The following is a 24579-nucleotide window of genomic DNA, read 5'->3' as shown; positions in this document are numbered from 1 at the left end:
GCGGCTGGATCCGTCCACTAATACGGCCCAAGCGTCGCGCCCTTCTATTACAAGGTACGCCCCCTTCACAGAAGGCCGCTCCGGCTCGCTACCTGACTGTGCACAGCCATACAGACCGAGCATTAACAAAACGATCATGAAAGTATGTTGCATTGTCTACGCGTCTCCGTTCTGACCGGAAGGTTCGACTGGACCGAAGGGTTCGGACGCGAAGAACTATGGACCAACACTGGATAGATGTACAGTATACTTCGTCGAGGTAGCGAGAATGATGTCCGCGCACCGATAAACCGTTCCGGAGCAGCAGTCATGAAGGCCTTGGCGCAACTTAAAGAAAGTGTGGAGGCGACACCCGTCGTCAAGATCAGAGGCGCGGTCGATGCGCTTGAGCGCTACGGGCTCATCAGCGAGTCGGAGTTACCGTTTACACGCCTGCACTTCAATACGTGCTTCGCCGAAATCGAAGCACTCTTTCAGCGAGCCGGCTATCACCGGGGCCTCGACATCGTAGGCTATCAGGGTGAAGCCTATGCCATGTTCGATCCCAATCGCTGGGATCCTGTCCAGGTCCTACGCAAACTTCGCGACGAGGTCGAAACGAAGGTTCCTGTGCTCGAAGTCCAGCATTGAGATCAATGAAGCAATAAAAAACCCGGTCAGTTACCCGACCGGGTTTTCTTCAATGATCAGAAGATCATCAATGGTGCCGGCTCACTGAGCCGGCACGCTGTCGCAGCTTACTGATTAACCTGCGCTTCCACTTCTGCTTCTACGCGACGGTTAACGGCGCGGCCTTGCTCAGTGGAGTTGTCAGCGACCGGACGGCTCTCACCGTAACCGACCGAGCTGACGCGGTTCGACTCGACACCATACTGGTTGACCAGTACGTCGCGAACGGCGTTTGCACGGCGCTCGGACAGACGCTGGTTGTAGGCTTCGGTACCGATGGAGTCGGTGTGACCTTCAACCGTGGTGGAAGTCTGTGGGTACTGACGCATGAAGTCAGCGAGGTTCTGGATGTCTGCGTAGCTTTCCGACTTGACCTGAGCGCGGTCGAAGTCGAATTTGACGTCCAGCTCAACGCGAACGACTTCAGGAGTCGGCTCGGGCTCTGGAGCCGGAGCTGGGGCCGGAGCCGGAGCCGGCTCTACTGCAGCGACTTGACGCTGACCAGCGTTGCCACCGAAATTCAGACCCACGCCAACGCCAGCGGCCCATTCGCCCTGGTCGTCGTCGATGTTGTACATGCCGTCCAGACCAGCGCGCGCATAGAAGTTGTCGGTGAAGTAGTACTTCAGACCGGCACCAATGTTTGCGAAGTTGCTGTGCTTACGGCCGCCGCGAGGCTCAGCCTGACCCAGGCTCTGGTAAGCGTAACCAGCCGAGAGGTACGGACGAAGACCAACGCCAGGAGTACCGAAGTGGTAGATCGCGTCCAGACTTGTCAGGTTGCCCTTGATCTTGTCGTGGCCACGGTCACGGTCGCTACGGATGTCGTGGTACTCACCGTAAGAAAGCGCCAGTTCGACGTCGTTGGTCAGGAAGTAGCCAACCGAGGCACCGTACAGGTTGCCGTTGTCCATGTGGCGATAGCTGTCGGTGAAGTAACGCTTGGCGAATCCTTCCACCTCTACCGCGCCCTGGCCCTGAGCCAGTGCGCCCAAGGAAGTGGCAGCCACCAGGGAGCCAATGACAACGCCTAAGGTGTTTTTCAATTTCATTCCGTTAAATCCCCATCTTGATGGTGTACGTTGTCCTTACATCTCATGGACAACCAGGCAGCGGAGTTCAGCGAACTTGCTGGTCTATAGAGACATGAAAATCTTGTTAAGTTTCAGCCTCGCCAGCAAATTTTTCTCGCAGTCTGTCCAGGGCCCGTTTGTAGCGCATTTTGGTAGCGCTAAGGCCCATGTGCAGAATGTCTGCGATCTCCTGAAACTCCAGTTCAGCAACGAACCGTAAGACCAGGATCTCCCGGTCGATCGGATTGACATGCGCCAACCAACGATCCAGTCCGCCTTTTTCCTCGACTTTCGGCGATTTTTCATCCGAAGCCTCTTCCTGAGGATCGAGGCTCAATGCATCCAAAAGTCGCCGCTTACGGCGCTCTTTTCGATACTGAGTCGTACATTCGTTATATGTAATGCTATATAGCCATGTTCTGAACTTTGACTTTCCTTCAAAGTTTTTCAGGCCGTACAGCACTTTAAGCATTACTTCTTGTGCAACATCGTCCGCATCACGCTCATTACCCAAATACCGTGTACAGACATTGAACAGCGTGCGCTGATAACGCCGCATCAGCTCTTCGTATGCTCTGGTGATATGAAACAGTTCGCCACGCGCGCGCTCGACCAGCTCCTCATCGCTGAGCAGTCGGGGGTCATAACCTAAGGGCGAAGCAGGCGTTTTCAAGACAGTTCAGCAGTCGGTCCAAGATGCGCCACGGCGCGACACCGAATCGGGGGCGGCATACGTTATCAGGTTCCCGGCTCAGCGGCTCGACACTTCGCGATCAAGCAGCGCACGATTGGCTACCGATACGTGGGTGTCATCGTTGGTCAACAACGTCGTCTTCACAGTACCGATCTCTTCGATATGCCCCGTCACCTCCCCGACCGTAACCTGCTGGCCGACCTCATAGAGTTCCCGCACGTAGATGCCTGCAATGATCTGGGAAACGACCTCACGGCTGCCGAAGCCCAGAGCCAGTGCTACGGCAACACCGAAGGAGATGAGTACGATCGCGATAACGGTATTGAGTAGGTCTGTCTTGATCTCAAGCTGCCCAATCGCTACCGAAATGCTAATAATGATGACCAGTGCTTGTGCAATTCGTCCTAGGCCGGCCGAGTAGTCCAGTCCTACGCCTTCCGCGGCACCACGAACCACGCCGTTGACCAGCTGTGCCAGCAACACCCCAGCAAGCACGATAAGCGCCGCGCCGAAGACCTTCGGCAGGTAGAGCGCAAACATATCGAGTGTCGCCGAAACTCGCTCGAGTCCGAGCGACTCCGCCGCCGACACGAGAAACACCAGCAGGATGAACCAGTAAACGATCTTGCCGATCAGCGTTGAGACCGGCGCATGAATCCCCGCCCTGGCCAGGACTTTGGTGACACCGGTACCCGCCATCAGGCGGTCCAGCCCAAACTTCGCAAGGAGCTTTGAGAGCAGCGTGTCGAGCAGCTTGGCCACTACCAGTCCGATGACCACGACCAACAGTGCGCCAAACAAACGGGGGATAAAGCTAGCAATGGACGCCCACATGGTGCTCATCGCGTTCACCAGACTGTTCGTCCAGGGTTCGAATTGCATAGTCAAAGTTGCCTTATGGGTGATCGGTTGATTCGCCGGCGCAGTGCCGAACGTCGCTGCGCCGCGCCTTGGTATTCAGTGCGATCATGATCGCTTCGAACCAATGGCCGGTCAGGCTGAACAATTCGCCAGCACCAACGCGCCGGTTGGCCGTTTTGAGCACACGCCCCAGCGCTGCGCGGTCGTCACGCGTATCGGAGGGAGCATTCATCAGCTCTCGCAGGGATTGCTCAAAAGGGTCTTGCATGCGGCTTCCTCCGTACATGACTAACCGGGTCTGGTGTGACAGACGCGTGACATTTCGGGCGAGTCACATCACAACCAGCGAAGCCAGCGAAAAATTGCCCACTGGACGACAGCAATTCCGCCCGCCAATAGGCAAGCCCAAGCGAAGCCATGGTCGTTTTCCCCACCTGGAATGCCGCCGACATTGATCCCGAGCAGGCCGGTAAAAAAACTCAGCGGCAGGAAAAAGCCCGTCACGATCGCAAGCAGGTACATCGTTCGATTAGTGCGTTCGCCGAGCCGCCGTTGCTCGAGACTCTCCAGCTGTGCGACACGCTCACGTGACATGTCGAGCTCTTCCAGGTTGCGCGTCAGGCTGTTGTGCAGCTCATTCCAGTAGGCCGCATCCTGCAAACCCAGCCACTCAAACCGCTGACGGGCCAGCTGGGCGAAGATCTCACGTTGTGGCGAAAGGTAGCGCTTGAGGCCAGCAGCGCGACGCCGGATAGCCAGCAACTCTCCATGGTTGGGCAAGGCCTGCTCATCCATGTCGGTTTCCTCTTCCAATGCATCAAGCTGGTCTGACAGGCCATCATTGACGTCATCGACGCGGCCGGTCAGATACGAAGCCAGCTGGAGCAACAGCTCGGACGTGTTGCGGGGGCCCTCTCCACGTTCGATATCCTTTCGAAGCTGGTCGATTGCCCGCAGTGGGCGCAATCGAAGAGACACGACTCGAGAGGCATCCCCATATACACGCAGGGAAACCATATCTTCCGGGTCCGCACCGGGATTCAGGTTCACGCCGCGAAGAAACAGCAGCATCCCCTGCTGGCCAGACGTCAGCAGCCGGGGCCGTGTTTCTTCTTCAAGAAGAAGATCGCAGCTGAACTCGTCGAGCCCGGACTGATCCCGAAGCCAGGTCTGCGCCTGTGGGTGGCTCCGATCCCAATGAACCCAGAGAAACTCGCCGGGCGCAGGATCAATGCCACCCAGGTCACCGAGCAAAAGGTGTCGTCCACCGCCCTGACCATCCAGAAGGTAGCCGAGGACCAACCCTTGCTCACTGGCCGTACTGTTCACAAAGCGCACTCACTGCAACCGAGGGGGTGGCTACTTTAGTGAAAGGCGTCCCTGTTCGCCATGGGGTCAGGCGGGCATCTGCAGCGCGTGAGGCGAAACGATAATGCCGTTGTTGTCGGCGTAGACATACTCGCCAGGCCGGAAGGTGACACCCCCGAAGGTAACGACGAGGTCCAGCTCGCCTACCCCGCGCTTGTTCGACTTCATGGGATGGCTTGCCAATGCCTGGACACCTACTTCCGTCTGCGCCAGCACATCGACGTCACGAACACATCCGTAGATCACCAAGCCTTCCCATCCATTGCGAGCCGCCTTCTCGGCAAGCATGTCGCCGAGGAGCGCACAGCGCAGCGAACCGCCGCCGTCAACGACCAGAACCTTTCCATCACCCGCTTTCTCGACCTGCTCCTTGACGAAAGAGTTGTCCTCGAAGCATTTGATGGTGACGATCTGACCGCCGAAGGAAACGCGACCGCCGAAGTTGGCAAACATAGGTTCCACGACGCGGATCTGGTCCGGATATGCATCACACAGATCTGGGGTGACATAGTGCATCGGTAATCTCCTCTAGATGGCCTCGCCCGCACCAAACACGGACGAGGCCGGGGCGCGGCACTACGACGCGACTTTCTCGTCTGCCAGGAAGAACCAGGTCTCCAATACGGAATCCGGATTGAGCGATACGCTTTCGATGCCCTGCTGCATCAGCCACTTCGCCAGGTCCGGGTGATCGGATGGGCCCTGGCCACAAATACCAATGTACTTGCCGGCTTTGTTGCAGGCTGCAATCGCACTGGCAAGCAACTTCTTGACAGCAGGGTTGCGCTCGTCAAACAGGTGCGCGATCAACCCAGAGTCTCGGTCGAGGCCGAGCGTAAGCTGGGTCATGTCGTTCGAGCCGATGGAGAAGCCATCGAAGTATTCGAGGAATTCGTCGGCCAGCAGCGCATTGGACGGCAGCTCGCACATCATGATGACCTTGAGGCCGTTCTCGCCGCGCTTGAGACCAAACTGACCGAGGATGTCTATGACCTGCGAGGCCTCACCCAGTGTGCGTACGAACGGCACCATCAGCTCTACGTTGGTAAGGCCCATCACCTCGCGGACTTTCTTCATCGCCCGGCACTCGAGCTCGAAGCAATCGCGGAACGACTCACTGATGTACCGTGAAGCGCCGCGGAAGCCCAGCATGGGGTTCTCTTCCTCAGGCTCGTAAAGCTTGCCGCCGATGAGGTTGGCATATTCGTTCGACTTGAAATCGGACAGCCGAACGATGACTTTCTTGGGCCAGAACGCCGCGGCGAGTGTACTTACACCCTCAACGAGCTTCTCGACATAAAAATCGACCGGACTGTCATAGCCAGCGATCCGCTTGTCGACGCTTTCCTTCACATCGGTAGGCAGCCCGCCATAGTTGAGCAGCGCCTTGGGGTGCACGCCAATCATGCGATTGATGATGAATTCGAGGCGCGCCAGACCCACACCCTCGTTGGGCAGCTGGCAGAAGTCGAACGCCCGATCGGGATTGCCGACATTCATCATGATCTTGAACGGCAGCTCCGGCATCGCATCGATGGAGTTGGTGCGAATGTCGAAACCCAGTTCACCCTCGAAAATAAAGCCTGTATCACCTTCGGCGCATGAAACGGTGACGCGTTGGCCATCCTGCAGCAGTTGCGTTGCGTTACCGCAACCGACGACCGCCGGGATCCCAAGTTCACGGGCGATGATTGCCGCGTGGCAGGTACGGCCACCGCGGTTGGTGACGATCGCACTGGCGCGCTTCATGACCGGCTCCCAATCCGGGTCGGTCATATCGGAGACAAGGACATCGCCCGGGCGGACCTTGTCCATTTCCGATACGTCCTTGATCACACGCACGCTGCCGGCGCCGATGCGCTGGCCAATCGCCCGACCTTCTACAAGTACCTTGCCCTTTTCCTTCAGCAGGTAGCGTTCCATGACAGTCGCGTTCGAGCGGCTCTTGACGGTTTCAGGGCGTGCCTGAACGATGTAAAGCTGGCCATCATCACCGTCCTTGGCCCACTCGATGTCCATCGGGCGGCCATAGTGCTGCTCGATGATCACGGCCTGGCGCGCGAGATTCTGGACCTCCTCATCCGTCAGGGCGAAGCGTGCACGATCCGCCTTGTCCACATCGACAGTCTTGACCGACTTGCCCGCCTTGCCCTCTTCGCCATAGACCATCTTGATGGCCTTGCTGCCCAGATTGCGACGCAGGATAGCGGGGCGTCCCGCTTCTAACGTGGGCTTGTGGACGTAGAACTCGTCCGGGTTGACTGCGCCCTGTACGACCGTCTCGCCGAGGCCATAGGCGCCTGTGATGAATACCACGTCACGGAAGCCAGACTCGGTATCGAGGGTGAACATGACCCCTGCCGTACCGGTTTCCGAGCGAACCATTCGCTGAACGCCAGCCGATAGCGCGACCAGCTTGTGATCGAAGCCCTGGTGTACCCGGTAGGCGATTGCGCGGTCGTTGAAAAGCGAGGCAAACACCTCTTTCGCCGCACGGATCACGTTATCCACGCCGCGAATATTCAGGAAGGTTTCCTGCTGCCCAGCAAAGGATGCATCCGGAAGGTCTTCGGCCGTCGCCGAGGAACGCACAGCAACGGCCATGTTCTCGTTGCCAGCCGCCATGTCGGCGAATGCCGCGCGGATGTCCGTGTCCAGCTGGGCCGGAAACTCAGCATCCATGACCCATTGGCGGATCTGTGCGCCGGTGCGCGCCAGGGCGTTCACATCATCCACGTCAAGCGTATCGAGGGCCGCATGGATACGATCGTTCAGACCGCTCTGCTCCAGGAAATCCCGATAGGCCTGCGCGGTGGTAGCGAAACCACCTGGTACCGAGACACCCGCGCCTGCCAGGTTGCTGATCATCTCGCCCAGCGAGGCGTTCTTGCCCCCTACACGCTCAACATCATGATTGCCGAGCTGATCGAGGGAAACGACGTACTCTACCAAGGTGATTTCTCCAATAGGTTGAACCGCTGTCCTTTGTTGGTTCGTCAAGCACCGACGGACTCGTTCGTTTCGCTCGAAACTGTCGAGACCCGGGCGCGAGACACATCTCCGACTCATCATAGCCGCAAATGTTCACCGCCTGTCACACCTTATGTAGTGCGAACGAATCACAACTACCTTTTTTGTCGCAGGCGTCTAACGAACCGTCGCTCCGAGCCTTATGATGAGCAAACAACTGAGGCCGCATCGAGCTCCCCTTATGAAAAGAACCGCCTTCTTCATCTCTGATGGCACCGGCATCACGGCAGAGACCCTTGGTCAGAGCCTGCTCGCCCAGTTCGAGAACATTACGTTCAATAAGCTGACTCGGCCTTATACCGATTCCATCGAAAAAGCTCGCGCAATGGTCCAGCAGATCAATGCGGCGGCCGAAAGCGACGGCGCACGGCCGATCATCTTCGATACGATAGTGAATCAGGAGATACGAGACGTCCTTGCGCAGTCGAACGGCTTCATGATCGATATCTTCTCGACGTTCCTCGCGCCGCTTGAACATGAGCTGTCTTCGAGCTCGTCATACTCGGTTGGCAAGTCACATTCGATTGGCCAGGGTGCGAACTACATGCAACGCATCGAGGCCGTGAACTTTGCGCTGGACAACGACGACGGGGCTCGCACCCAGCACTACGACAAGGCCGATGTCATCCTCGTGGGCGTGTCACGGTGCGGAAAAACGCCCACCTGCCTGTACATGGCGATGCAATACGGAATTCGTGCAGCGAACTACCCGCTCACCGAAGAGGACATGGAGCGTCTTCAATTGCCGGCCGCCCTGAAAACGTACCGACACAAGCTGTTTGGACTGACGATCGACCCCGAGCGTCTGGCCGCGATTCGACACGAACGCCGCGCCAACAGCCGCTACGCAAGCTTCGACCAATGCGACTTCGAAGTGCGGGAGGTCGAACTGCTGTTCAAGCGCGAAAATATCGCCTATATCGATACCACGCATTTTTCTGTCGAAGAGATATCCGCGAAGATCCTCGTTGAAAAAGGGGTCGAGCGTCGACTCAAATAACGGCTCGGAGCGGTTTGATGACCTTGATGGATGCGGTCCTGTTCGCGCCCGTGGCAGTGCTCATTGCATTATCACCCGGCTCCAACAATTTTTGTGCGCTCAACCACGGCATACGCCATGGCGTGAGGGCAGCAGTCATTGGGACGACGGGGCGCGCGGTGGCCTACACGTTCTTTCTTGCCATCTCAGCCATCGGCCTTGGGGCCATGCTGCTGGCGTCGGAAACCGCCTTTACCGCGATCAAGTGGATCGGCGCCGGATACCTCATCTACCTTGGAATCCGGAGCTGGCGCAGCCGCGTATTTTGCGGTCTGGATCTGGAGGACGGCCCGCCACGGGCTGAGATGCAGGCACGCGCGCCCTACCGAAAATTAGTGCTGCAGGAGTTCTGGGTTGGTATCCGCAATCCGAAAGCAATCCTGCTGTTCGCGGCCGTATTCCCGCAATTCATAAAGCCGGGCCAGCCGACGACAGAGCAATTCGTCTATCTCGGCGCCATTTACCTGCTTGCGGAATACGCAGCATCGTTCGTGTATGCGCTGTTTGGCCTACAAATCCGCCGCTGGGTTAGAACCACTCGCGGCGCGATCCGCCTCAATAAGGCCACCGGTGCATTCTTTGCGGGCGCCGGAGGCCTTCTGCTTACCGCTACGCATCGATAAGCAAGCCGACCGGCGCGGGTTTCCGTAGCGTTTGTTAGATCACCCAGAGATCCATGAAACGGTGCACCGGCATGGCTTCAAGACGTTGCCTGTCCTCAAAGGCGGCCTCGATGACGTCGCATCGCGACGCAATGAACCGGGTCGCCACATTGGCCCGGAATTTCGCCTTCAACAAGGGAATACCGTCCGCGCGACGGCGGCGATGGCCAACCGGATATTCGATAGCGATCTGGTCCGTCTGGCTGCCATCCTTGAAGAAGATCTGCACGGCGTTTGCAATCGAGCGTTTATCCGCCTCCAGGTATTCGCGGCTGTAGCGCGGATCCTCAACGACTTCCATCTTGTCCCGTAACCGATCGATTAACGGATGCGCATCGTGGAACGCGTCCTCGTAATGCTCTGCCTTCAAGTCTCCGAAAAGCAGCGGCACCGCGACCATGTATTGCAAACAGTGATCCCGGTCGGCTGAATTGGCCATCGGACCGACCTTCGAAATGATGCGAATCGCCGACTCGTGGGTCGTGATCACGATCCGGTCTATGTCGTCCACACGCCCGTGAGCCTGGGGATGAAGGATGACGGCCGCCTCGCAGGCTGTCTGCGCATGGAATTCAGCCGGAAAACGAATCTTGAACAGCACGTTCTCCATGACGTAGCTGCCGAAGGCTTGCGGCAAGCTAAACGCCCGGGCGTTCTCGGGCTTGGTTGCCAGATCACGGTTCGTATGGCTGAACGATACGTCATAGAACCCCCATTGAGGTGCCGTCAGCACCCCCGGGATGCCCATCTCGCCCTTGATCGCCATGTCGGCGAGGCGCACGCCCCGACTCGACGCGTCCCCAGCTGCCCAGGATTTGCGCGATCCCGCATTAGGAGCATGGGCGGTAGGTACGAAGCGCTTGTCCATCCGCAAAGACATGCGACAGTGCCGATAACAGCTGTTCACGGGTGGCGCCCATCAGCCAGGCCGAGACGGCCGTCGAGGCAAGCTTGACCAGCACGACGTGATCCAGCCCGACGCGATTGAATGCATTTTCCAGGGCAAATATGCCCTGAATCTCATGGGCCATGATCATCGCGTGCAGAACGGTACGCATCGTGAATGGCGCTTCCCCGGCCACGACACGCTTCTGCGAAAGATGATCGGTGATCGCCAGGATACAGGCGAGGTTGTCGGAAGGGTGGCCCCATTCGGCCGCCAACCAGGTGTCGTTGTAGTCGAGCCAACGAATGATGCAGCCAATGTCCCAGGCTGCTTTCACCGGATCGAGTCGTAACGACGTGCCTGGAACCCGAGCGCCGAGCGGCACGACAGTGCCTTCAACGATGGGCCCCAGATGCTTGACGCATTCCGGGAAGCGCAACGAGAGCATGCCGCACCCTAGCGCATCCATCAGGCAGTACCGCGCAGTGTCCAGCGCTTCATCCGAAGTGGGCTTAAAGCCCATCACGTAGTCTGCAACCGCCTGGAGGACGTCATCATAGGCCGGACGTTGATTCAGATCGACATTGCTACTCATCACAGTTCCCTTCTCTTCTTTTTTTCCGCGCTTAGAACGCATCACCTGGTACGCGTACCGACCCTTCTATCAAAACGCGCGCGCTGCGGCTCATGGCAGCTTTGGTCACGCGCCAATTGCCGTTTTCACAGATGGCCTCGGCGCCGACTCTCAGGGTGCCGGACGGATGGCCGAATCGAACCGTGTCGCGCGCGCCACCCGCAATCTGACTTACCAGGGTGCCGGGGATTGCAGCTGCCGCGCCGATCGCGACGGCGGCCGTACCCATCATGGCGTGATGCAGCTTGCCCATCGAAAGCGCGCGCACGAGAAGGTCTACCTCCTCAGCCTCGACAGCACGCCCACTGGATGCCTGATAGCGGCGTGCCGGGCCGACAAAGGCAACCTTGGGCGTGTGCTGTCGTCTGGCAGCCTCATCGGCGGTTCGAATCAGGCCCATCCGTACGGCGCCGTGCGCACGAATACGCTCGAACATGGCGAGTAGTTTTGGATCGTTATTCACGGCGCTTTGCAGTTCGGTGCCGTCAAAGCCGACATCTTCTGCACGGATGAAAATGGTGGGAATGCCTGCGTTGATGAGGGTCGCCTCCAGTGTGCCGACATCCGGAACCTCCAGGTCGTCAACGAGATTGCCGGTGGGAAACAGCGCACCGCCCTCGCCTTCACCCTCGTCAGCAGGGTCGAGAAACTCGAGCCTCACCTCAGCGGCTGGGAACGTGACACCATCGAGTTCGAAATCGCCTGTCTCCTGAACCTGCCCTTCCGCCATAGGCACGTGCGCGATAATGGTCTTGCCGATGTTGGCCTGCCAGATCCTGACCGTACACAGTCCATCTCTGGGCACACGCGCCGAGTCTACGAGCCCGGACGCGATGGCGAAGCCGCCTACGGCTGCCGACAGATTCCCGCAATTACCGCTCCAGTCCACGAAGGGCGTATCGATCGAGACCTGCCCGAATAGATAGTCGACATCATGATCAGCCCGATCACTGCGACCCAAAATAACAGCCTTGCTGGTGCTCGATGTGCCGCCGCCCATACCGTCCGTATGCTTGCCATACGGGTCGGGGCTCCCAATGACGCGAAGGAGAAAGGCATCCCGTGCTGCACCGGGCGTCTGTGCGCGTTCGGGCAGGTCGGAGAGCCTGAAGAAAACCCCTTTGCTGGTACCGCCGCGCATGTAGGTCGCAGCGACCTTGATTTGTGGTGCGTGAGCCATGGTCAGCTCCTTGTGGTCATTCATGGTCGAGTTTCAGGCGCGTTTCTGCGCAGCGCCCGTCGACTCGAGGAAGTCCTGCGCGAAGCGTTGCAGGACGCCACCGGCTTCATAAATCGAGACTTCTTCCGCCGTATCCAGGCGGCAAATCACCGGCACCTCGACGGACGAACCGTCACGCCGATTGATGACCAGCGAAAGCACGGCTCCTGGAGTGCGTTCGCCGACGACGTCATAGGTCTCGGCCCCATCGATTGCCAGCGTATGGCGCGTCACGCCGTCCTCGAATTGCAGCGGTAGAACGCCCATGCCGATCAGGTTGGTGCGATGAATACGCTCAAACCCTTCGGCGACGATCGCCTCCACGCCGGCCAACCGCACCCCTTTCGCAGCCCAGTCCCTCGAGGAACCCTGTCCATAGTCGGCGCCCGCGATGATGATCAGGGGCTGCCTGCGATTCATGTAGGTTTCGATCGCCTCCCACATCCGGGTGACCTTGCCCTCCGGCTCGATGCGGGCAAGCGATCCCTGGCGCACATCGCCCTTTTCGTCCCGTACCATTTCGTTGAACAACTTGGGATTGGCGAACGTTGCGCGCTGGGCGGTGAGATGATCGCCCCGGTGCGTGGCGTAGGAATTGAAGTCCTCCTCGGGCAGCCCCATGCGCGTCAAATACTCACCGGCAGCGCTGTCAGCGAGGATCGCATTCGAAGGTGAAAGGTGGTCGGTCGTAATGTTGTCCGGCAGCACCGCCAGCGGACGCATGCCACGAAGCGTCCGCTCGCCGGCCAGCGCGCCCTCCCAATACGGAGGCCGGCGAATGTAGGTGCTCTGGGGGCGCCAGTCATAGAGCGGCCCGACTGCTTCGCCCTTGTCACGCTCGGCGAACATTGGGAAGTACACCTTTCTGAACTGCTCAGGCTTGACGCAGGCAGCCACCATTTCGTCGATTTCTTCGTCGGATGGCCACAGGTCCTTCAAGCGGATCTCACGCCCATCCACAACGCCGAGCACGTCCTTTTCGATATCGAAACGGATGGTTCCGGCGAGCGCATAGGCGACCACAAGGGGCGGCGATGCGAGGAACGCCTGCTTGGCGTAAGGATGGATTCGGCCGTCGAAGTTGCGGTTGCCAGACAATACGGCTGTCGCATACAGGTCGCGGTCGATGATCTCCTGCTGAATGGCCGGATCAAGCGCTCCGCTCATGCCGTTACAGGTTGTACAGGCGAAAGCGACGATACCGAAGCCGAGCCGTTCGAGCTCGGTCAGCAAGCCGGCCTCTTGCAAGTAGAGTTCGACCGCTCGCGAGCCCGGTGCAAGCGATGTTTTTACCCATGGCTTTCGGCTCAGGCCCAGCGCGTTGGCCTTGCGTGCCAGCAGACCTGCAGCGATGACGTTGCGAGGGTTGCTGGTGTTCGTGCAACTGGTGATGGCGGCAATCACAATGGCGCCATCCGGCAACTGACCCGGTACATCTTCCCATGCGCCTGCAATGCCACGCTCGGCCAACGCAGCCGTCGGAAGCCGGCGGTGGGGGTTGGACGGCCCGGCCATGTTGCGGACGACAGCCGACAGGTCGAAACGCAACGTGCGCTCATATCGGGCACCTGCGAGCGCATCCGCCCATAGCCCGGTGGTGCGAGCGTACTGTTCAACCAATGCGACCTGCTCCGGCTCCCGTCCCGTTAACGTCAGGTAGTCGATGGTCTGTTCATCAATGTAGAACATGGCCGCTGTCGCACCGAACTCAGGCGTCATGTTCGAGATCGTCGCGCGGTCGCCCAGGGTCAACGCAGAGGCACCCTCGCCGAAGAATTCCAGGTAAGCGCCCACGACGCGTTCCTGCCGAAGGTACTCGGTCATCGCCAGCACGATGTCCGTAGCGGTGATCCCCGGCGAAGGCCGGCCGGTGAGTTCGACGCCGACGATATCTGGCAGACGCATCCAGGATGCTCGCCCAAGCATGACGCTTTCTGCCTCAAGTCCGCCTACACCGATTGCAATGACACCCAGTGCATCCACGTGCGGCGTATGGCTATCGGTGCCGACACAAGTGTCCGGGAACGCGACGCCGCTCTCTACAGCGACGACAGGTGACATCTTTTCGAGATTGATCTGATGCATGATGCCGTTGCCTGGCGGTATCACATCGACGTTCTTGAACGCCTTGCGCGTCCATTCGATGAAATGAAAGCGGTCTTCGTTGCGCCTGTCTTCTATTACACGGTTCTTGTCGAAGGCCTCCGGATCATAGCCGCCGCATTCGACGGCAAGCGAGTGATCGACGATTAGCTGGGTGGGCACCACCGGATTGACCTTCGCCGGATCCCCACCCTTCTCCGCGATTGCATCGCGCAAGCCCGCGAGATCGACCAGCGCGGTCTGCCCGAGGATGTCATGGCAGACCACGCGTGCCGGGTACCAGGGAAAGTCGCTATCACGGCGGCGGTCAATGAGCTGGAGCAACGCCCCATCGAGCCTCTCGGGCGCGCAGCGGCGAACGAGATTCTCCGCCAGCACGCGCGATGTATAGGGAAGCCCGGCATACGCGCCCGGCCGCAGGGCATCGACTGCCTCGCGGGCATCGAAATAATCGAGCCCGGCGCCGGGCAAGGGTTTGCGAAACGTTTTATTCATCACGGTTAGCCCATTGTTCGAAGGCTTCGTAGGCAACGACCAGGGGAGATTGCCCCCCCTGGTGTCTGGATCGTACTCGGGTACGGGGCGCTATAAGTCCCCCGACCCGGTTCTGTACGGAAGGAGTCACGAACTCATCAGCGCTGCTCGATAGGCACAAACGTTTGCGGCTCGGGCCCGGTGTATTCAGCGCTGGGGCGAATGATCCGGTTGTTCGCCCGCTGCTCATAAACGTGCGCAGCCCAGCCGGTCAGTCGTGAGCATACGAAGATGGGCGTGAAGAGCGAGGTCGGGATACCCATGAAATGGTAGGCAGAGGCGTGATAGAAGTCCGCATTCGGGAACAGCCTCTTTTCTTCCCACATGGTGCGGTCGATGATTTCCGAAACCGGGAATAGCACGGTGTCGCCAACTTCTTCGGCCAGCTTCCTAGCCCAGTCCTTGATCACTTCGTTGCGTGGGTCGGACTCCCGGTAAACGGCGTGGCCGAAGCCCATCACCTTCTCTTTGCGCTCAAGCATCGCCAGCAATTCGGTTCGCGCTTCTTCCGGCGTGGAGAAACGCTCAATAAGCGCCATCGCCGCTTCGTTGGCACCGCCATGAAGCGGGCCGCGCAGCGAGCCGATCGCCGCCGTGATGCAGGAATAGAGATCCGACAGCGTTGATGCGCACACGCGCGCGGTAAACGTCGACGCGTTGAATTCGTGCTCGGCGTAGAGGATGAGGGAGACATTCATGACCCGTACATGCAGCTCGCTGGGCTTCTTGCCGTGCAGCAGCGCAAGGAAGTGCCCGCCAGTCGTCAGCTCGTTGCTGCGACAATCAATGCGCACGCCATGGTGCGAGTAGCGGTACCAATACAGCAGGACGGCGGGGAACGCAGCAAGCAACCGGTCAGTGACGTCGCGTTGCTGTTCGAAGCTCGCTTCCGGCTCAAGGGTGCCCAACATGGAGCAACCGGTACGCATTACGTCCATTGGGTGGGTATTCTTGGGTACCCGCTCGAGCACTTCCTTCAGCCGCTGCGGCAGGTCGCGCAAGCCCTGAAGCTTCTTCTGATAAGCCGCAAGCTCGCTCTTGTTCGGCAGCGTGCCATAGAGCAGCAGATGCGCCACCTCCTCAAAGCAGGCCCCCTCAGCGAGCGCCTTGACATCATATCCGCGGTAGGCGAGCCCGGAGCCTGTCTTGCCTACGGTACAAAGGGCCGTCTGCCCTGCGACCTGGCCCCTGAGACCTGCGCCGCCGAGTGCTTTTGCTTCTGCCATTTCGCTCTCCTGTCTTGAACTTGTTTTTGTACGGATGCGTTCGCGGTCGCGCCGCTTGTTATCTGATCTTCGCCCCGCTGGCGAACAACTCATCGAGGTGCTGCTCGTAGCGGTGGTAATCGATACGGTCGTAGAGCTCGGCGCGCGTCTGCATGGTCTCGACAACGTTCTTCTGCGTGCCATCGCGCCTTATCGCGGTATAGACGTTTTCAGCGGCCTTGTTCATTGCCCGGAATGCGGACAGCGGATACAGCACGAGCGATACATCGGCACCCGCCAATTCTTCCGTCGTGTAGAGCGGGGTCGAGCCGAACTCGGTGATGTTCGCCAGGACCGGCACCTTCACAGCCGCTACGAACTGCCGGTACATGCCCAGCTCGGTCATGGCTTCGGGAAAGATCATGTCGGCGCCTGCCTCGACACAGGCGCGCGCACGATCGATGGCAGCTTCGAGGCCCTCTACCGCCAGGGCGTCGGTGCGGGCCATGATTACGAAACTATCATCATGACGCGCGTCGACCGCCGCCTTGATACGGTCCACCATTTCCTGCTGACTGACGATTTCCTTGTTTGGTCGATGGCCACACCGCTTCGCACCTACCTGGTCCTCGATGTGGATGGCCGCCGCGCCGAACTTCTCCATGGATCGTACGGTACGCGCGACGTTGAACGCCGACGAGCCGAACCCGGTATCGACATCGACCAACAACGGCAGATCGCACACATCGGTAATGCGCCGAACGTCCGTCAGCACATCGTCCAGGTTGGAAATACCCAGGTCCGGCAAACCCAGCGAGCCGGCAGCCACACCACCACCGGACAGATAGATAGCCTTGAAACCGGCGCGCTGGGCCAGCAGCGCATGATTGGCGTTGATCGCGCCGACTACTTGCAAAGGGCGTTCGGCGGCAACCGCCTCGCGGAAACGCTGGCCTGCTGAAGGCAGTGTCATGCTTCACCTCTTGTCGTTGTGTGTTCGGTGATTGGGCTCAAATGATGCTGCTCGATGTTTCGTCTGGATGCGCCGATATGCCGACGCATCAGCAACTCGGCGAGTTCGCCGTCACGGTCGGCGATGGCATCCAGTATTCGATGATGCTCGGCGAACGCCATGCGAGGCCGATTGGGGGTCGAGGAATACTGGATTCGGTACATGCGCACCAACTGGTACAGCTCATCGCAAAGCAGCCGCGCCAGCATTTGGTTGCCGCTGCCCTGGATGATCCGATAGTGAAAATCGTAGTCACCTTCCTGCTGGTAATAACCCAGGCCAGCCTGGAACGCCGAATCGCGCTCATGTGTATCGAGCACCTGGCGGAGCGCATCGATGTCCGCGACGGACATCCGCTCTGCCGCGAGCCGGCACGCCATGCCTTCAAGCGATTCGCGGATCTGGTAAAGCTCGACGAGCTCGGCATGGCTCAGCGAGACGACCCGAGCGCCCACATGCGGAACACGCACTAATAGGCGTTGGCCTTCCAAGCGGTGGATGGCTTCTCTGAGTGGCCCCCGGCTGATGCCGTAGGTCCGCGCAAGCTCAGGTTCTGAGATCTTGCTTCCAGGTTTGATCTCGCCTGTGACAATAGCGGACTGAATACGTCGAAATACGTGCTCCGATCGAGTTCCCAGTTCATCGAAGACCAGCTCTTCACCGGCAGGCATTGTCGACACTCCGCTTCTTTTTTCGAGAGAAAACTACGCTTCGGACGGCTCATTGGCAAGGCAGTAACGCCAATTGTCGACAATCGTCTGGTAACAGTGTCTGACACGGCTGCCGCGGCGAAGCAAAGGCGTCCATGTTAGAATCCGCGCGCTTTTTTGGGGCTGGCGCCTCGAAAGCGTCCGGTCTAGCAGTGTCGAAGAGGTCCAACCATCAGCCCATGCGCTCCATAACCCTGCATTTGCGGATTCTGATCGCTGCGTTAGTCAGCCTTGGAATCCTGGTCACCGCGTATCAAATCTTCGTCCTCGACATTCCGGTCAGGGCCAGCGAGACAGATAACCTCTGGAATATCGACGCCAAGGTAGAATTCCAAGCCGCGTCCAGCGGGCCGGTCAAGGTACAGATGTATGTACCGCCACTGAACCAGGGCTACGTCAGCCTGAATGAGAGTTTTATCTCCAATAACTACGGCGTGAGCGTCAATCGTGTCGACGGCAATCGGCGGGTGACATGGTCTGCGCGGCGCGCCTCCGGTAACCAGACGCTCTATTACCGGCTGGTACTTACCCAGCGTTTCGGTAACGAACAGAACGAAGAGAAAGGGCCGGTTTATCGGGAAAGCCTCCCGGTTGAAGGCGCGGAGAAGATCGCGGCCGACGCACTGCTGGCGCCGATTCGGCAGCATTCCGCCGATATCGAAACGTTCGTGAGCGAAGCCATCAAGCGGGTAAACAATACGAACGACGACAATGCGCGCCTTTTGCTTGGTGGCGACCCGTCGGTTGCCCGCAAGGCCGATGCCGTTGACCTGCTCCTTTCCATCGCCCATGTTCCGATGGAGCGGGTGCATACGCTTAGGCTTGACGAGAGTCTGCAGACGCCGGAACTGTGGTTGCGCAGCTTCAACGGCAAGCGCTGGCTCTACTTCAATCCGCAGACAGGCGAACAGGGCCTTCCAAGGGACCGGCTGGTCTGGTGGACGGGTGATGACACCTTGCTCAAAGTCGAAGGCGGTCGCCGCGCAGCCGTGACGTTCACGCTCGATAAGAGCGAGATCAATGCGATCCGACTTGCTCAGCTTACGGATCAGAACACCAGCGCATCGTTCCTTGAATATTCGCTGTACGGGTTACCGCTATCGACGCAGCAGACCTACCAGATCATGATCATGATCCCGATCGGCGTCCTGATCATCCTGATTTTGCGCAACCTGGGCGGCCTGCAAACCCTCGGGACCTTCACGCCGGTATTGATCGCGCTTGCCTTCCGCGAGACGCAGCTCGGCTTCGGCATCATTCTGTTTACGCTGATCACCGCCTTCGGTCTGTCATTACGTTCATATCTTGAGCACCTGAAACTGCAGATGCTGCCGCGGCTTTCGGTCGTGCTGACCTTCGTGGTTGTACTCATCGCAGCGATCAGCCTGCTCAGCCACAAACTGGGCCTTGAGCGAGGCCTTTCGGTTGCGCTGTTCCCGATGGTAATCCTGACCATGACGATCGAGCGACTGTCGATAACCTGGGAAGAGCGCGGCGGCGGTCATGCGATGAAGGTCGCGGTTGGGACGCTCATCGCTGCAGCGCTGGCGCATGTGGTGATGAATATTCCCGAGCTGACGTATTTCGTGTTTACGTTCCCTGGCGTGCTGCTGGTACTGGTCGGATTCATGCTCGCGATGGGCCGCTACCGCGGTTACCGTCTGACCGAACTGTTCCGCTTCAAGACGTTCCTCAAGGACTGACGCTGGCCATGTTCGGACTATGGAAGACCTGGAAGGCCCTCGAAGCCAAAGGGATCATGGGAATCAACCGGCGTAATGCGGACTATGTGCTCAAGTACAACCGCCGCCACCTGTACCCTATTGTCGACGACAAGATCATCACGAAACAGCGCGCTATAGACGCAGGCATCCAGGTGCCTGAGCTGTACGGCATCATCGAAACGGAAAAGCAGATCGACCGCCTGGACGAGATCATTGGCGCGCGAAATGCCTTCGTCATCAAGCCGGCGCAGGGTGCTGGCGGAGACGGCATCGTCGTGATCGCCGACCGTTTTGAAGGCCGCTACAAAACGGTGTCCGGCAAGCTATTGAGCCACGAGGACCTCGAGCACCAGATCTCTAGCATTCTGACAGGGCTTTACTCGCTTGGCGGTCATCGCGACAGGGCGCTCATTGAATACCGTGTCACCCCCGACCCGATCTTCAAGAGCATCAGCTACGAAGGTGTACCGGACATTCGTATCATTGTCCTCATGGGCTATCCGGTCATGGGCATGCTGCGGCTACCGACGCGCCAGTCGCATGGCAAGGCCAACCTTCACCAGGGCGCGATCGGCGTCGGGGTTGACTTGCCAACTGGGCTGACACTCAAGGGCTCCTGGCTCAATGACCGCATCGATAAGCACCCCGACACTGGAAACCCGGTATCAGGCGTACAGCTTCCGGATTGGAACGGTTTCATGCGGCTTGCCGCAAGCTGCTACGAGCTATGTGGACTGGGTTACATTGGCGTAGACATGGTCCTCGACCAGGATAAGGGCCCGCTGATACTCGAACTCAATGCCAGGCCAGGGTTGAACATCCAGATCGCCAACGATTGCGGCCTTACGCGGCGCACCCATGCGGTAGAGGCCCATCTGGATGAGCTGGCAAAACAAGGCTCAACCGAGGCCGTGGAAACGCGTGTCGCCTTTGCGCAACAGCACTTCGGAACAACTGGGGCGTCGGCCGGATAGCCCGCTACACTGCTGCCACCTTCGAGAGCGACACCATGGCCTTTTGCACCGTCGTCACGCTTGATTACCAGGCTGACCCGTCCGAACGCTTTGTGCGTTTCCGCACGGCGCCTGGTGCCGTCCTTTTGGATTCCGGCCGGCCTGTGGCCAACCGTGGTCGATACGACATTGCCAGCGCGTGGCCGCTGAAGATCTTTCATGCGAGCGATGCCCAAGGCGGCGATGCATTCTTCGGCGAACTCCGCGAGGCCCTCGCGGCCATGGGAAAGAGCGATTCTCCGGAGGGCCTCGAGCTTCCCTTTTGCGGCGGGCTCATCGGCTACCTGAGCTATGACTTCGGGCGCCGTCTCGAACAACTGCCAACACATGCCGAGAACGACCTGGGCCTGCCGGATGCCCGGATAGGCCTCTATGACTGGGCGCTCGTCACTGATCATGTCGAGCGCCGCACGGTCGTCGTCTTCCACCCATCAGCGCCCTCATCCCGGCGTGAAGCCGTACTTACCGTTCTACGGAACAGTCATCATCCGACTGAAGCATTCAGACTGCAGTCAGCGTTTCGCGCAGATATCGACGCCGCCACCTACCGCAGCGCCATCGAGCGCATCCACACCTACATCACGGCAGGCGACTGTTATCAGGTCAACTACGCGCAGCGATTCACGGGGTGCTACGAAGGAGATCCCTGGCACGCCTACCGTCGATTGCGAGCGGTATGCCCCACACCGTTTTCAGCCTACGTCTCGCTCGAATCGAATCAGGCGATACTCAGCCACTCGCCGGAACGATTCCTGTCTTTGAACGGCCGCCATGTCGAGACGCGGCCAATCAAAGGGACGCGCCCTCGTGGGACGAACCCCGATGACGACAGGCTCAATAGTGAAGATCTGCTTACCAGCCCCAAGGACCGCGCCGAAAATCTCATGATCGTCGACCTCTTGAGGAACGATCTGGGGCGCAGCTGTACGGCCGGCTCAGTCAACGTCCCCCAGCTGTTTGCCTTGGAGACCTACCCGAACGTCCATCACCTCGTGAGCAGCGTGGAAGGCGAACTGGCCGCGGGCCGTGACGTATTCGATCTGCTGGCAGGCAGCTTCCCGGGCGGTTCAATCACGGGCGCACCGAAGATCCGCGCGATGGAAATCATCGACGAACTCGAGCCAACGCGGCGTGGCCCTTACTGCGGTAGCGTTCTCTATATCGATGTAAACGGCCGAATGGATAGCTCGATCACGATTCGCACGCTATTGGCCTGGTCGGGCCAGATCCATTGCTGGGGAGGTGGCGGCATCGTTGCTGACTCGGACTGGCAGGCCGAATACGAGGAATCCATCACCAAGGTCCGCCTATTGCTCGATACGCTCAACGCGCCTTGAGTCGCCTCGTCGGGTAGCTCGCTGCCTTGGCCGCTGATACCATCGTCGCCCTTCCGAGCCGCTATCAGGAGCTACCCATGACGCTTGACCTGCAACGCATCAATGCAGAGCTAGGCAAAGATGCTGAAAAACTCGTCGAGTGGGCGCTTGGCCTGGGTAAATCGGCCATCTGCACCACGAACTTCCGCCCATTCGAAGCTGTTATTCTGCACATGGTTACCCGCGTCAAGCCGGATGTGCCTGTCGTCTGGATGGATAGCGGATACAACACGGAAGCGACCTACCGTTTCGCCGATGAAGTCAGCAAGAAGCTGGATCTTAATCTGGAGATCTATCTACCAAAACGTTCTCGTGCCCATCGAGAAGCGGTCGAGGGTACGGTCCCCGCACTTGACGATCCCCGTCATGCTGCGTTTACCGAAGAAGTGAAACTCGAGCCGTTCGCACGCGCATTGCGTGAAAAGGCGCCGGAGGTCTGGTTCACGGCTCTTCGCGCTACTGATACGGCCGTGCGCGCCCAGATGGACCCGGTGAGTGTGAATCCGGACGGACTGATCAAGGTTGCCCCCCTACTCCACTGGACCTCGAAAGATCTTTACGAGTACCTCGTCAAACACGATCTTCCGAACAACTTCGACTACTTCGACCCTACGAAGGGCGAAGAGAACCGCGAGTGTGGGCTCCACCTGAGCCATTGACCAATGATCCGGGCCGACGCCGTATGGTACCGGCTCGATCATACTTGCCTTGTGGCGGCCGCCTCTTCGCACAGCGCGACCGCCATGCATACTCTGTTTCGCCCCTCTGCCTTCGCACGATAAAGCGCTTCATCCGCACTTCGCGAATAGCGTTCCCGCGGAATCATGGGTGCCGGACGCGCGCAAATTGCGCCAATACTCACAGTAAATCGGACCGCCGCGCCATCGGCATCGATCTGCAGAGCCTCGATCTCACGTCGGATCCGTTCGCACGTCGAACGAAGCGCCGACTCGGTCAGATTGTTGAACATCAAGATGAACTCTTCGCCCCCGAACCTCGCGGCACATTCACCAGAACGCTGCGTATAACGTCTCAATACGTCTGCAACCGAGACGATGCAGTAGTCTCCAACCGTATGGCCGTAGGTGTCATTGACGCGCTTGAAGTGATCGATGTCCAGCAAGGCCACGCTGATATGAGAAGTGTCCGATGCGGCAGACACGGCGGCGTCGAACATCGCATCGAAGTGGCGACGATTGAACAAGCCGGTGAGCGCGTCGCGCTGGCTGAGATCGGACAGCATCGCGTTGGCTGCGGCCAACGCCTGGTTCGATGCATTGAGCGCCCGGGTGCGCTCCTGCACACGCTGTTCCAATCGAATATTTGCGTCTTGCTCGGCGCGCAAGACGGCTAGTCGCTCAAGGCCTAGCTGCTCGCTGGCAAAAAGCGCCTCCCTCTGCGCCCGAAGCCGTGCAGCACGCTCTCGGTTAATACGCTGCGCCAGGCCTATGGACAGCACCAGAAACTCGACAGTAAAGCCAAAGAGCTGCAGATGCACAGGCAACGGTGACATGCTGACGAACCCTGCCAGCGCAAGCGTGAGATAGCCCGTACTCACATAAAGCAGCGACCACCCAATAGTGAAATATCGGGCCGATGTGTTGCCCTCCTGCCAGAGTCGGATGGCCGTACCAAACGCGGCGAGACAGCTGATGAAACCGGCCTGATAGATGCCCAGCCGTGGAAAAAGCGAAGGCGCCATCGCCACTATGGTCGATGCAACGACCCAATAGCCAATCAGTAGGCTGCTCATTGTAAGCAGTACGCCGCCTCGCTTTTCGAGGTTGAGGAAAGCCCTGATGAACAGCCCCGCAGCAGCGAAGCTCGTGCATACGCTCAACGGTAGGATCCGGGACGCTACCGCCGGCATGTCTCCCCACAGGTATTGGCTACCCAGCCCCGTCATGGTCATGGTGTAGCCGATCGAGCAAGCGAGATAGAGGCAATACCAGGCGTACGAACGGTCGCGGGTAAATGCCCATAACGAGCCGTTATAGATGAGCATGGCGCACATGGCGCCAAAGAACGCGGTCAGGAGCGGGATGACCCTGGCCTCGTCTCGAAGCCAGGTCCCCTCTGTGACGACCGAGATCGGTAGATTGAGATGGTCGAAGCTGGTCGCGTGCGCGTAGACGATACGGGTTTGCCCTGCCGGAACGGCTAACCTGAATGCGGGATAGCGGCCGTCCATGGGCTGGTGATCTGAGCGCACGGCATTTCCTGCCAACTGAGACAACGACCATGCGCCACTCGTGGGGTCATACAGGCGCACTTCCATGCGCTCCAATGTGGCCAAGTCCACCGTCAACAGCCAATCATGGTCTTCCTGACCTCGGTTGCTGACTCGAAGTCGGATCCATGCCCCCTCTGGCTGATATCCCAAACTCAATATGCCGCCAGGCGCGCTTCTCCAATCGGAAGCGGGCATGGCCGCTATCGCCGCGAAGGGCTCGTCAATTGGTGCGAGCAAATACTCGGCATAGCCCGCTGCATCGAGTCGCGTAGATCGATCGGTACCGCCGAGGACGAGCACGTCGCGTTGGGTTTCGCGCGCATAACCATTGCCTGCCAGCAGCATGAGGCCTAATGCGAAGGTAGTGAGGTAAATGCGTAGTGCGATGCTGGAATATCGTTTCGTCATGCGTGTAACTCAGGCAGGCACGCAGGCAAACAGCGCCTACCCAAGTTATAACGGCAGTGTCGAGCAAAGATTGAATCGGCCCCGTCGGCTACGGGTTATTGTTCATCTTGAAGGTAGAACGGGACT

The 24579-nt window shown here is 59.0% G+C and carries 20 protein-coding genes and 1 pseudogene; 7 read left to right on the top strand and 14 right to left on the bottom strand.

The genetic code is table 11. From position 1 onward, the window contains the following. Window positions 1-309 precede the first annotated feature (309 nt). Window positions 310-630: a transcriptional regulator gene (locus tag ACY8D3_RS08210; protein WP_462383227.1), complete on the top strand. Its 321-nt coding sequence runs from the start codon at window positions 310-312 to the stop codon at window positions 628-630. Window positions 631-737: 107 nt separating this feature from the next. Here ACY8D3_RS08210 and ACY8D3_RS08205 read toward each other — a convergent pair whose 3' ends face one another. The 7 genes from ACY8D3_RS08205 to ppsA form a co-directional block, all read right to left on the bottom strand. Further along, window positions 738-1721 carry an OmpA family protein gene (locus tag ACY8D3_RS08205; protein ID WP_462383225.1) on the bottom strand — a complete coding sequence of 328 codons (984 nt, stop codon included), beginning with the start codon at window positions 1719-1721 and terminating at the stop codon, window positions 738-740. 106 nt (window positions 1722-1827) lie between these two features. Next, window positions 1828-2415: an RNA polymerase sigma factor SigX gene (gene sigX, locus ACY8D3_RS08200; RefSeq protein ID WP_462383223.1), complete on the bottom strand. Its 588-nt coding sequence runs from the start codon at window positions 2413-2415 to the stop codon at window positions 1828-1830. A 78-nt stretch (window positions 2416-2493) separates the two neighbouring features. Next, window positions 2494-3318 carry a mechanosensitive ion channel family protein gene (locus ACY8D3_RS08195; protein ID WP_462383221.1) on the bottom strand — a complete coding sequence of 275 codons (825 nt, stop codon included), beginning with the start codon at window positions 3316-3318 and terminating at the stop codon, window positions 2494-2496. A 13-nt stretch (window positions 3319-3331) separates the two neighbouring features. Continuing rightward, window positions 3332-3565, bottom strand: a complete 234-nt coding sequence (locus ACY8D3_RS08190) for a CrfX protein (RefSeq protein WP_462383219.1) — start codon at window positions 3563-3565, stop codon at window positions 3332-3334. Window positions 3566-3633: 68 nt separating this feature from the next. Next, window positions 3634-4626, bottom strand: coding sequence for a zinc transporter ZntB (locus ACY8D3_RS08185; protein WP_462383217.1), 993 nt, complete (start codon window positions 4624-4626; stop codon window positions 3634-3636). 66 nt (window positions 4627-4692) lie between these two features. Further along, window positions 4693-5181, bottom strand: coding sequence for a ribonuclease E activity regulator RraA (gene rraA, locus ACY8D3_RS08180; protein WP_462383216.1), 489 nt, complete (start codon window positions 5179-5181; stop codon window positions 4693-4695). A 60-nt stretch (window positions 5182-5241) separates the two neighbouring features. Next, window positions 5242-7617 (bottom strand): phosphoenolpyruvate synthase, encoded by a 2376-nt coding sequence (gene ppsA, locus ACY8D3_RS08175; protein ID WP_462383215.1) that lies wholly within the window; start codon window positions 7615-7617, stop codon window positions 5242-5244. A gap of 259 nt (window positions 7618-7876) precedes the next feature. Here ppsA and ppsR point away from each other — a divergent pair, with 259 nt between their 5' ends. Further along, a complete protein-coding gene (gene ppsR / locus ACY8D3_RS08170) occupies window positions 7877-8695 on the top strand; it encodes a posphoenolpyruvate synthetase regulatory kinase/phosphorylase PpsR (RefSeq protein WP_462383213.1) in 819 nt (272 codons plus the stop codon). Between the two features lie 17 nt (window positions 8696-8712). Continuing rightward, window positions 8713-9357: a LysE family translocator gene (locus tag ACY8D3_RS08165; RefSeq protein ID WP_462383211.1), complete on the top strand. Its 645-nt coding sequence runs from the start codon at window positions 8713-8715 to the stop codon at window positions 9355-9357. 34 nt (window positions 9358-9391) lie between these two features. On the opposite strand, the pseudogene prpD reads toward ACY8D3_RS08165, so the two are convergent. The 6 genes and pseudogenes from prpD to ACY8D3_RS08135 all read right to left on the bottom strand — a co-directional run bounded on the left by prpD (window position 9392) and on the right by ACY8D3_RS08135 (window position 17660). Continuing rightward, window positions 9392-10877, bottom strand: a pseudogene (prpD, locus tag ACY8D3_RS08160) (2-methylcitrate dehydratase). 31 nt (window positions 10878-10908) lie between these two features. Further along, the gene (prpF, locus tag ACY8D3_RS08155; protein ID WP_462384297.1) at window positions 10909-12096 is read right to left on the bottom strand and encodes a 2-methylaconitate cis-trans isomerase PrpF; all 1188 of its coding nucleotides are present in this window, start codon (window positions 12094-12096) and stop codon (window positions 10909-10911) included. A 33-nt stretch (window positions 12097-12129) separates the two neighbouring features. Beyond that, entirely contained in the window at window positions 12130-14733 is a 2604-nt protein-coding gene (gene acnD, locus ACY8D3_RS08150) for a Fe/S-dependent 2-methylisocitrate dehydratase AcnD (RefSeq protein ID WP_462383209.1), read from the bottom strand. 137 nt (window positions 14734-14870) lie between these two features. Further along, window positions 14871-15998, bottom strand: coding sequence for a bifunctional 2-methylcitrate synthase/citrate synthase (gene prpC, locus ACY8D3_RS08145; RefSeq protein ID WP_462383207.1), 1128 nt, complete (start codon window positions 15996-15998; stop codon window positions 14871-14873). 58 nt (window positions 15999-16056) lie between these two features. Further along, the gene (gene prpB / locus ACY8D3_RS08140; protein ID WP_462383205.1) at window positions 16057-16950 is read right to left on the bottom strand and encodes a methylisocitrate lyase; all 894 of its coding nucleotides are present in this window, start codon (window positions 16948-16950) and stop codon (window positions 16057-16059) included. Then, window positions 16947-17660, bottom strand: a complete 714-nt coding sequence (locus ACY8D3_RS08135; protein ID WP_462383203.1) for a GntR family transcriptional regulator — start codon at window positions 17658-17660, stop codon at window positions 16947-16949. The genes prpB and ACY8D3_RS08135 overlap by 4 nt, the downstream gene beginning before the upstream one ends. Window positions 17661-17878: 218 nt before the next feature. Here ACY8D3_RS08135 and rloB point away from each other — a divergent pair, with 218 nt between their 5' ends. From rloB to ACY8D3_RS08115, 4 genes are all read left to right on the top strand, one after another. Beyond that, window positions 17879-19402 carry an osmotic stress tolerance membrane protein RloB gene (rloB, locus tag ACY8D3_RS08130; protein WP_462383201.1) on the top strand — a complete coding sequence of 508 codons (1524 nt, stop codon included), beginning with the start codon at window positions 17879-17881 and terminating at the stop codon, window positions 19400-19402. Window positions 19403-19410: 8 nt separating this feature from the next. Then, window positions 19411-20397 (top strand): alpha-L-glutamate ligase-like protein, encoded by a 987-nt coding sequence (locus ACY8D3_RS08125; RefSeq protein WP_462383199.1) that lies wholly within the window; start codon window positions 19411-19413, stop codon window positions 20395-20397. Between the two features lie 35 nt (window positions 20398-20432). Next, entirely contained in the window at window positions 20433-21773 is a 1341-nt protein-coding gene (pabB, locus tag ACY8D3_RS08120) for an aminodeoxychorismate synthase component I (protein ID WP_462383197.1), read from the top strand. 77 nt (window positions 21774-21850) lie between these two features. After that, on the top strand, window positions 21851-22471 hold the full coding sequence (locus tag ACY8D3_RS08115; protein ID WP_462383195.1) for a phosphoadenosine phosphosulfate reductase domain-containing protein: 621 nt from the start codon (window positions 21851-21853) through the stop codon (window positions 22469-22471). A gap of 38 nt (window positions 22472-22509) precedes the next feature. On the opposite strand, the gene ACY8D3_RS08110 is transcribed toward ACY8D3_RS08115, so the two are convergent. Then, window positions 22510-24453 (bottom strand): sensor domain-containing diguanylate cyclase, encoded by a 1944-nt coding sequence (locus ACY8D3_RS08110; protein WP_462383194.1) that lies wholly within the window; start codon window positions 24451-24453, stop codon window positions 22510-22512. Window positions 24454-24579: the final 126 nt, after the last annotated feature.

It is taken from the genome of Pseudomonas sp. Marseille-QA0892 (assembly GCF_054950135.1).
The sequence above is the reverse complement of the archived record's forward strand: the minus strand, read 5'-3'. Positions and strand labels throughout refer to the sequence as shown.

What these genes read in the sequence shown, in the direction of transcription:
- ACY8D3_RS08210 (WP_462383227.1), top strand. Translation starts at nt 310, where the DNA reads ATGAAGGCCTTGGCGCAACTTAAAGAAAGTGTGGAGGCGACACCCGTC.
- ACY8D3_RS08205 (WP_462383225.1), bottom strand. Translation starts at nt 1,721, where the DNA reads ATGAAATTGAAAAACACCTTAGGCGTTGTCATTGGCTCCCTGGTGGCT.
- ACY8D3_RS08195 (WP_462383221.1), bottom strand. Translation starts at nt 3,318, where the DNA reads ATGCAATTCGAACCCTGGACGAACAGTCTGGTGAACGCGATGAGCACC.
- ACY8D3_RS08190 (WP_462383219.1), bottom strand. Translation starts at nt 3,565, where the DNA reads ATGCAAGACCCTTTTGAGCAATCCCTGCGAGAGCTGATGAATGCTCCC.
- rraA (WP_462383216.1), bottom strand. Translation starts at nt 5,181, where the DNA reads ATGCACTATGTCACCCCAGATCTGTGTGATGCATATCCGGACCAGATC.
- ppsR (WP_462383213.1), top strand. Translation starts at nt 7,877, where the DNA reads ATGAAAAGAACCGCCTTCTTCATCTCTGATGGCACCGGCATCACGGCA.
- ACY8D3_RS08165 (WP_462383211.1), top strand. Translation starts at nt 8,713, where the DNA reads ATGACCTTGATGGATGCGGTCCTGTTCGCGCCCGTGGCAGTGCTCATT.
- prpF (WP_462384297.1), bottom strand. Translation starts at nt 12,096, where the DNA reads ATGGCTCACGCACCACAAATCAAGGTCGCTGCGACCTACATGCGCGGC.
- acnD (WP_462383209.1), bottom strand. Translation starts at nt 14,733, where the DNA reads ATGAATAAAACGTTTCGCAAACCCTTGCCCGGCGCCGGGCTCGATTAT.
- prpC (WP_462383207.1), bottom strand. Translation starts at nt 15,998, where the DNA reads ATGGCAGAAGCAAAAGCACTCGGCGGCGCAGGTCTCAGGGGCCAGGTC.
- prpB (WP_462383205.1), bottom strand. Translation starts at nt 16,950, where the DNA reads ATGACACTGCCTTCAGCAGGCCAGCGTTTCCGCGAGGCGGTTGCCGCC.
- ACY8D3_RS08135 (WP_462383203.1), bottom strand. Translation starts at nt 17,660, where the DNA reads ATGCCTGCCGGTGAAGAGCTGGTCTTCGATGAACTGGGAACTCGATCG.
- rloB (WP_462383201.1), top strand. Translation starts at nt 17,879, where the DNA reads ATGCGCTCCATAACCCTGCATTTGCGGATTCTGATCGCTGCGTTAGTC.
- ACY8D3_RS08125 (WP_462383199.1), top strand. Translation starts at nt 19,411, where the DNA reads ATGTTCGGACTATGGAAGACCTGGAAGGCCCTCGAAGCCAAAGGGATC.
- pabB (WP_462383197.1), top strand. Translation starts at nt 20,433, where the DNA reads ATGGCCTTTTGCACCGTCGTCACGCTTGATTACCAGGCTGACCCGTCC.
- ACY8D3_RS08115 (WP_462383195.1), top strand. Translation starts at nt 21,851, where the DNA reads ATGACGCTTGACCTGCAACGCATCAATGCAGAGCTAGGCAAAGATGCT.
- ACY8D3_RS08110 (WP_462383194.1), bottom strand. Translation starts at nt 24,453, where the DNA reads ATGACGAAACGATATTCCAGCATCGCACTACGCATTTACCTCACTACC.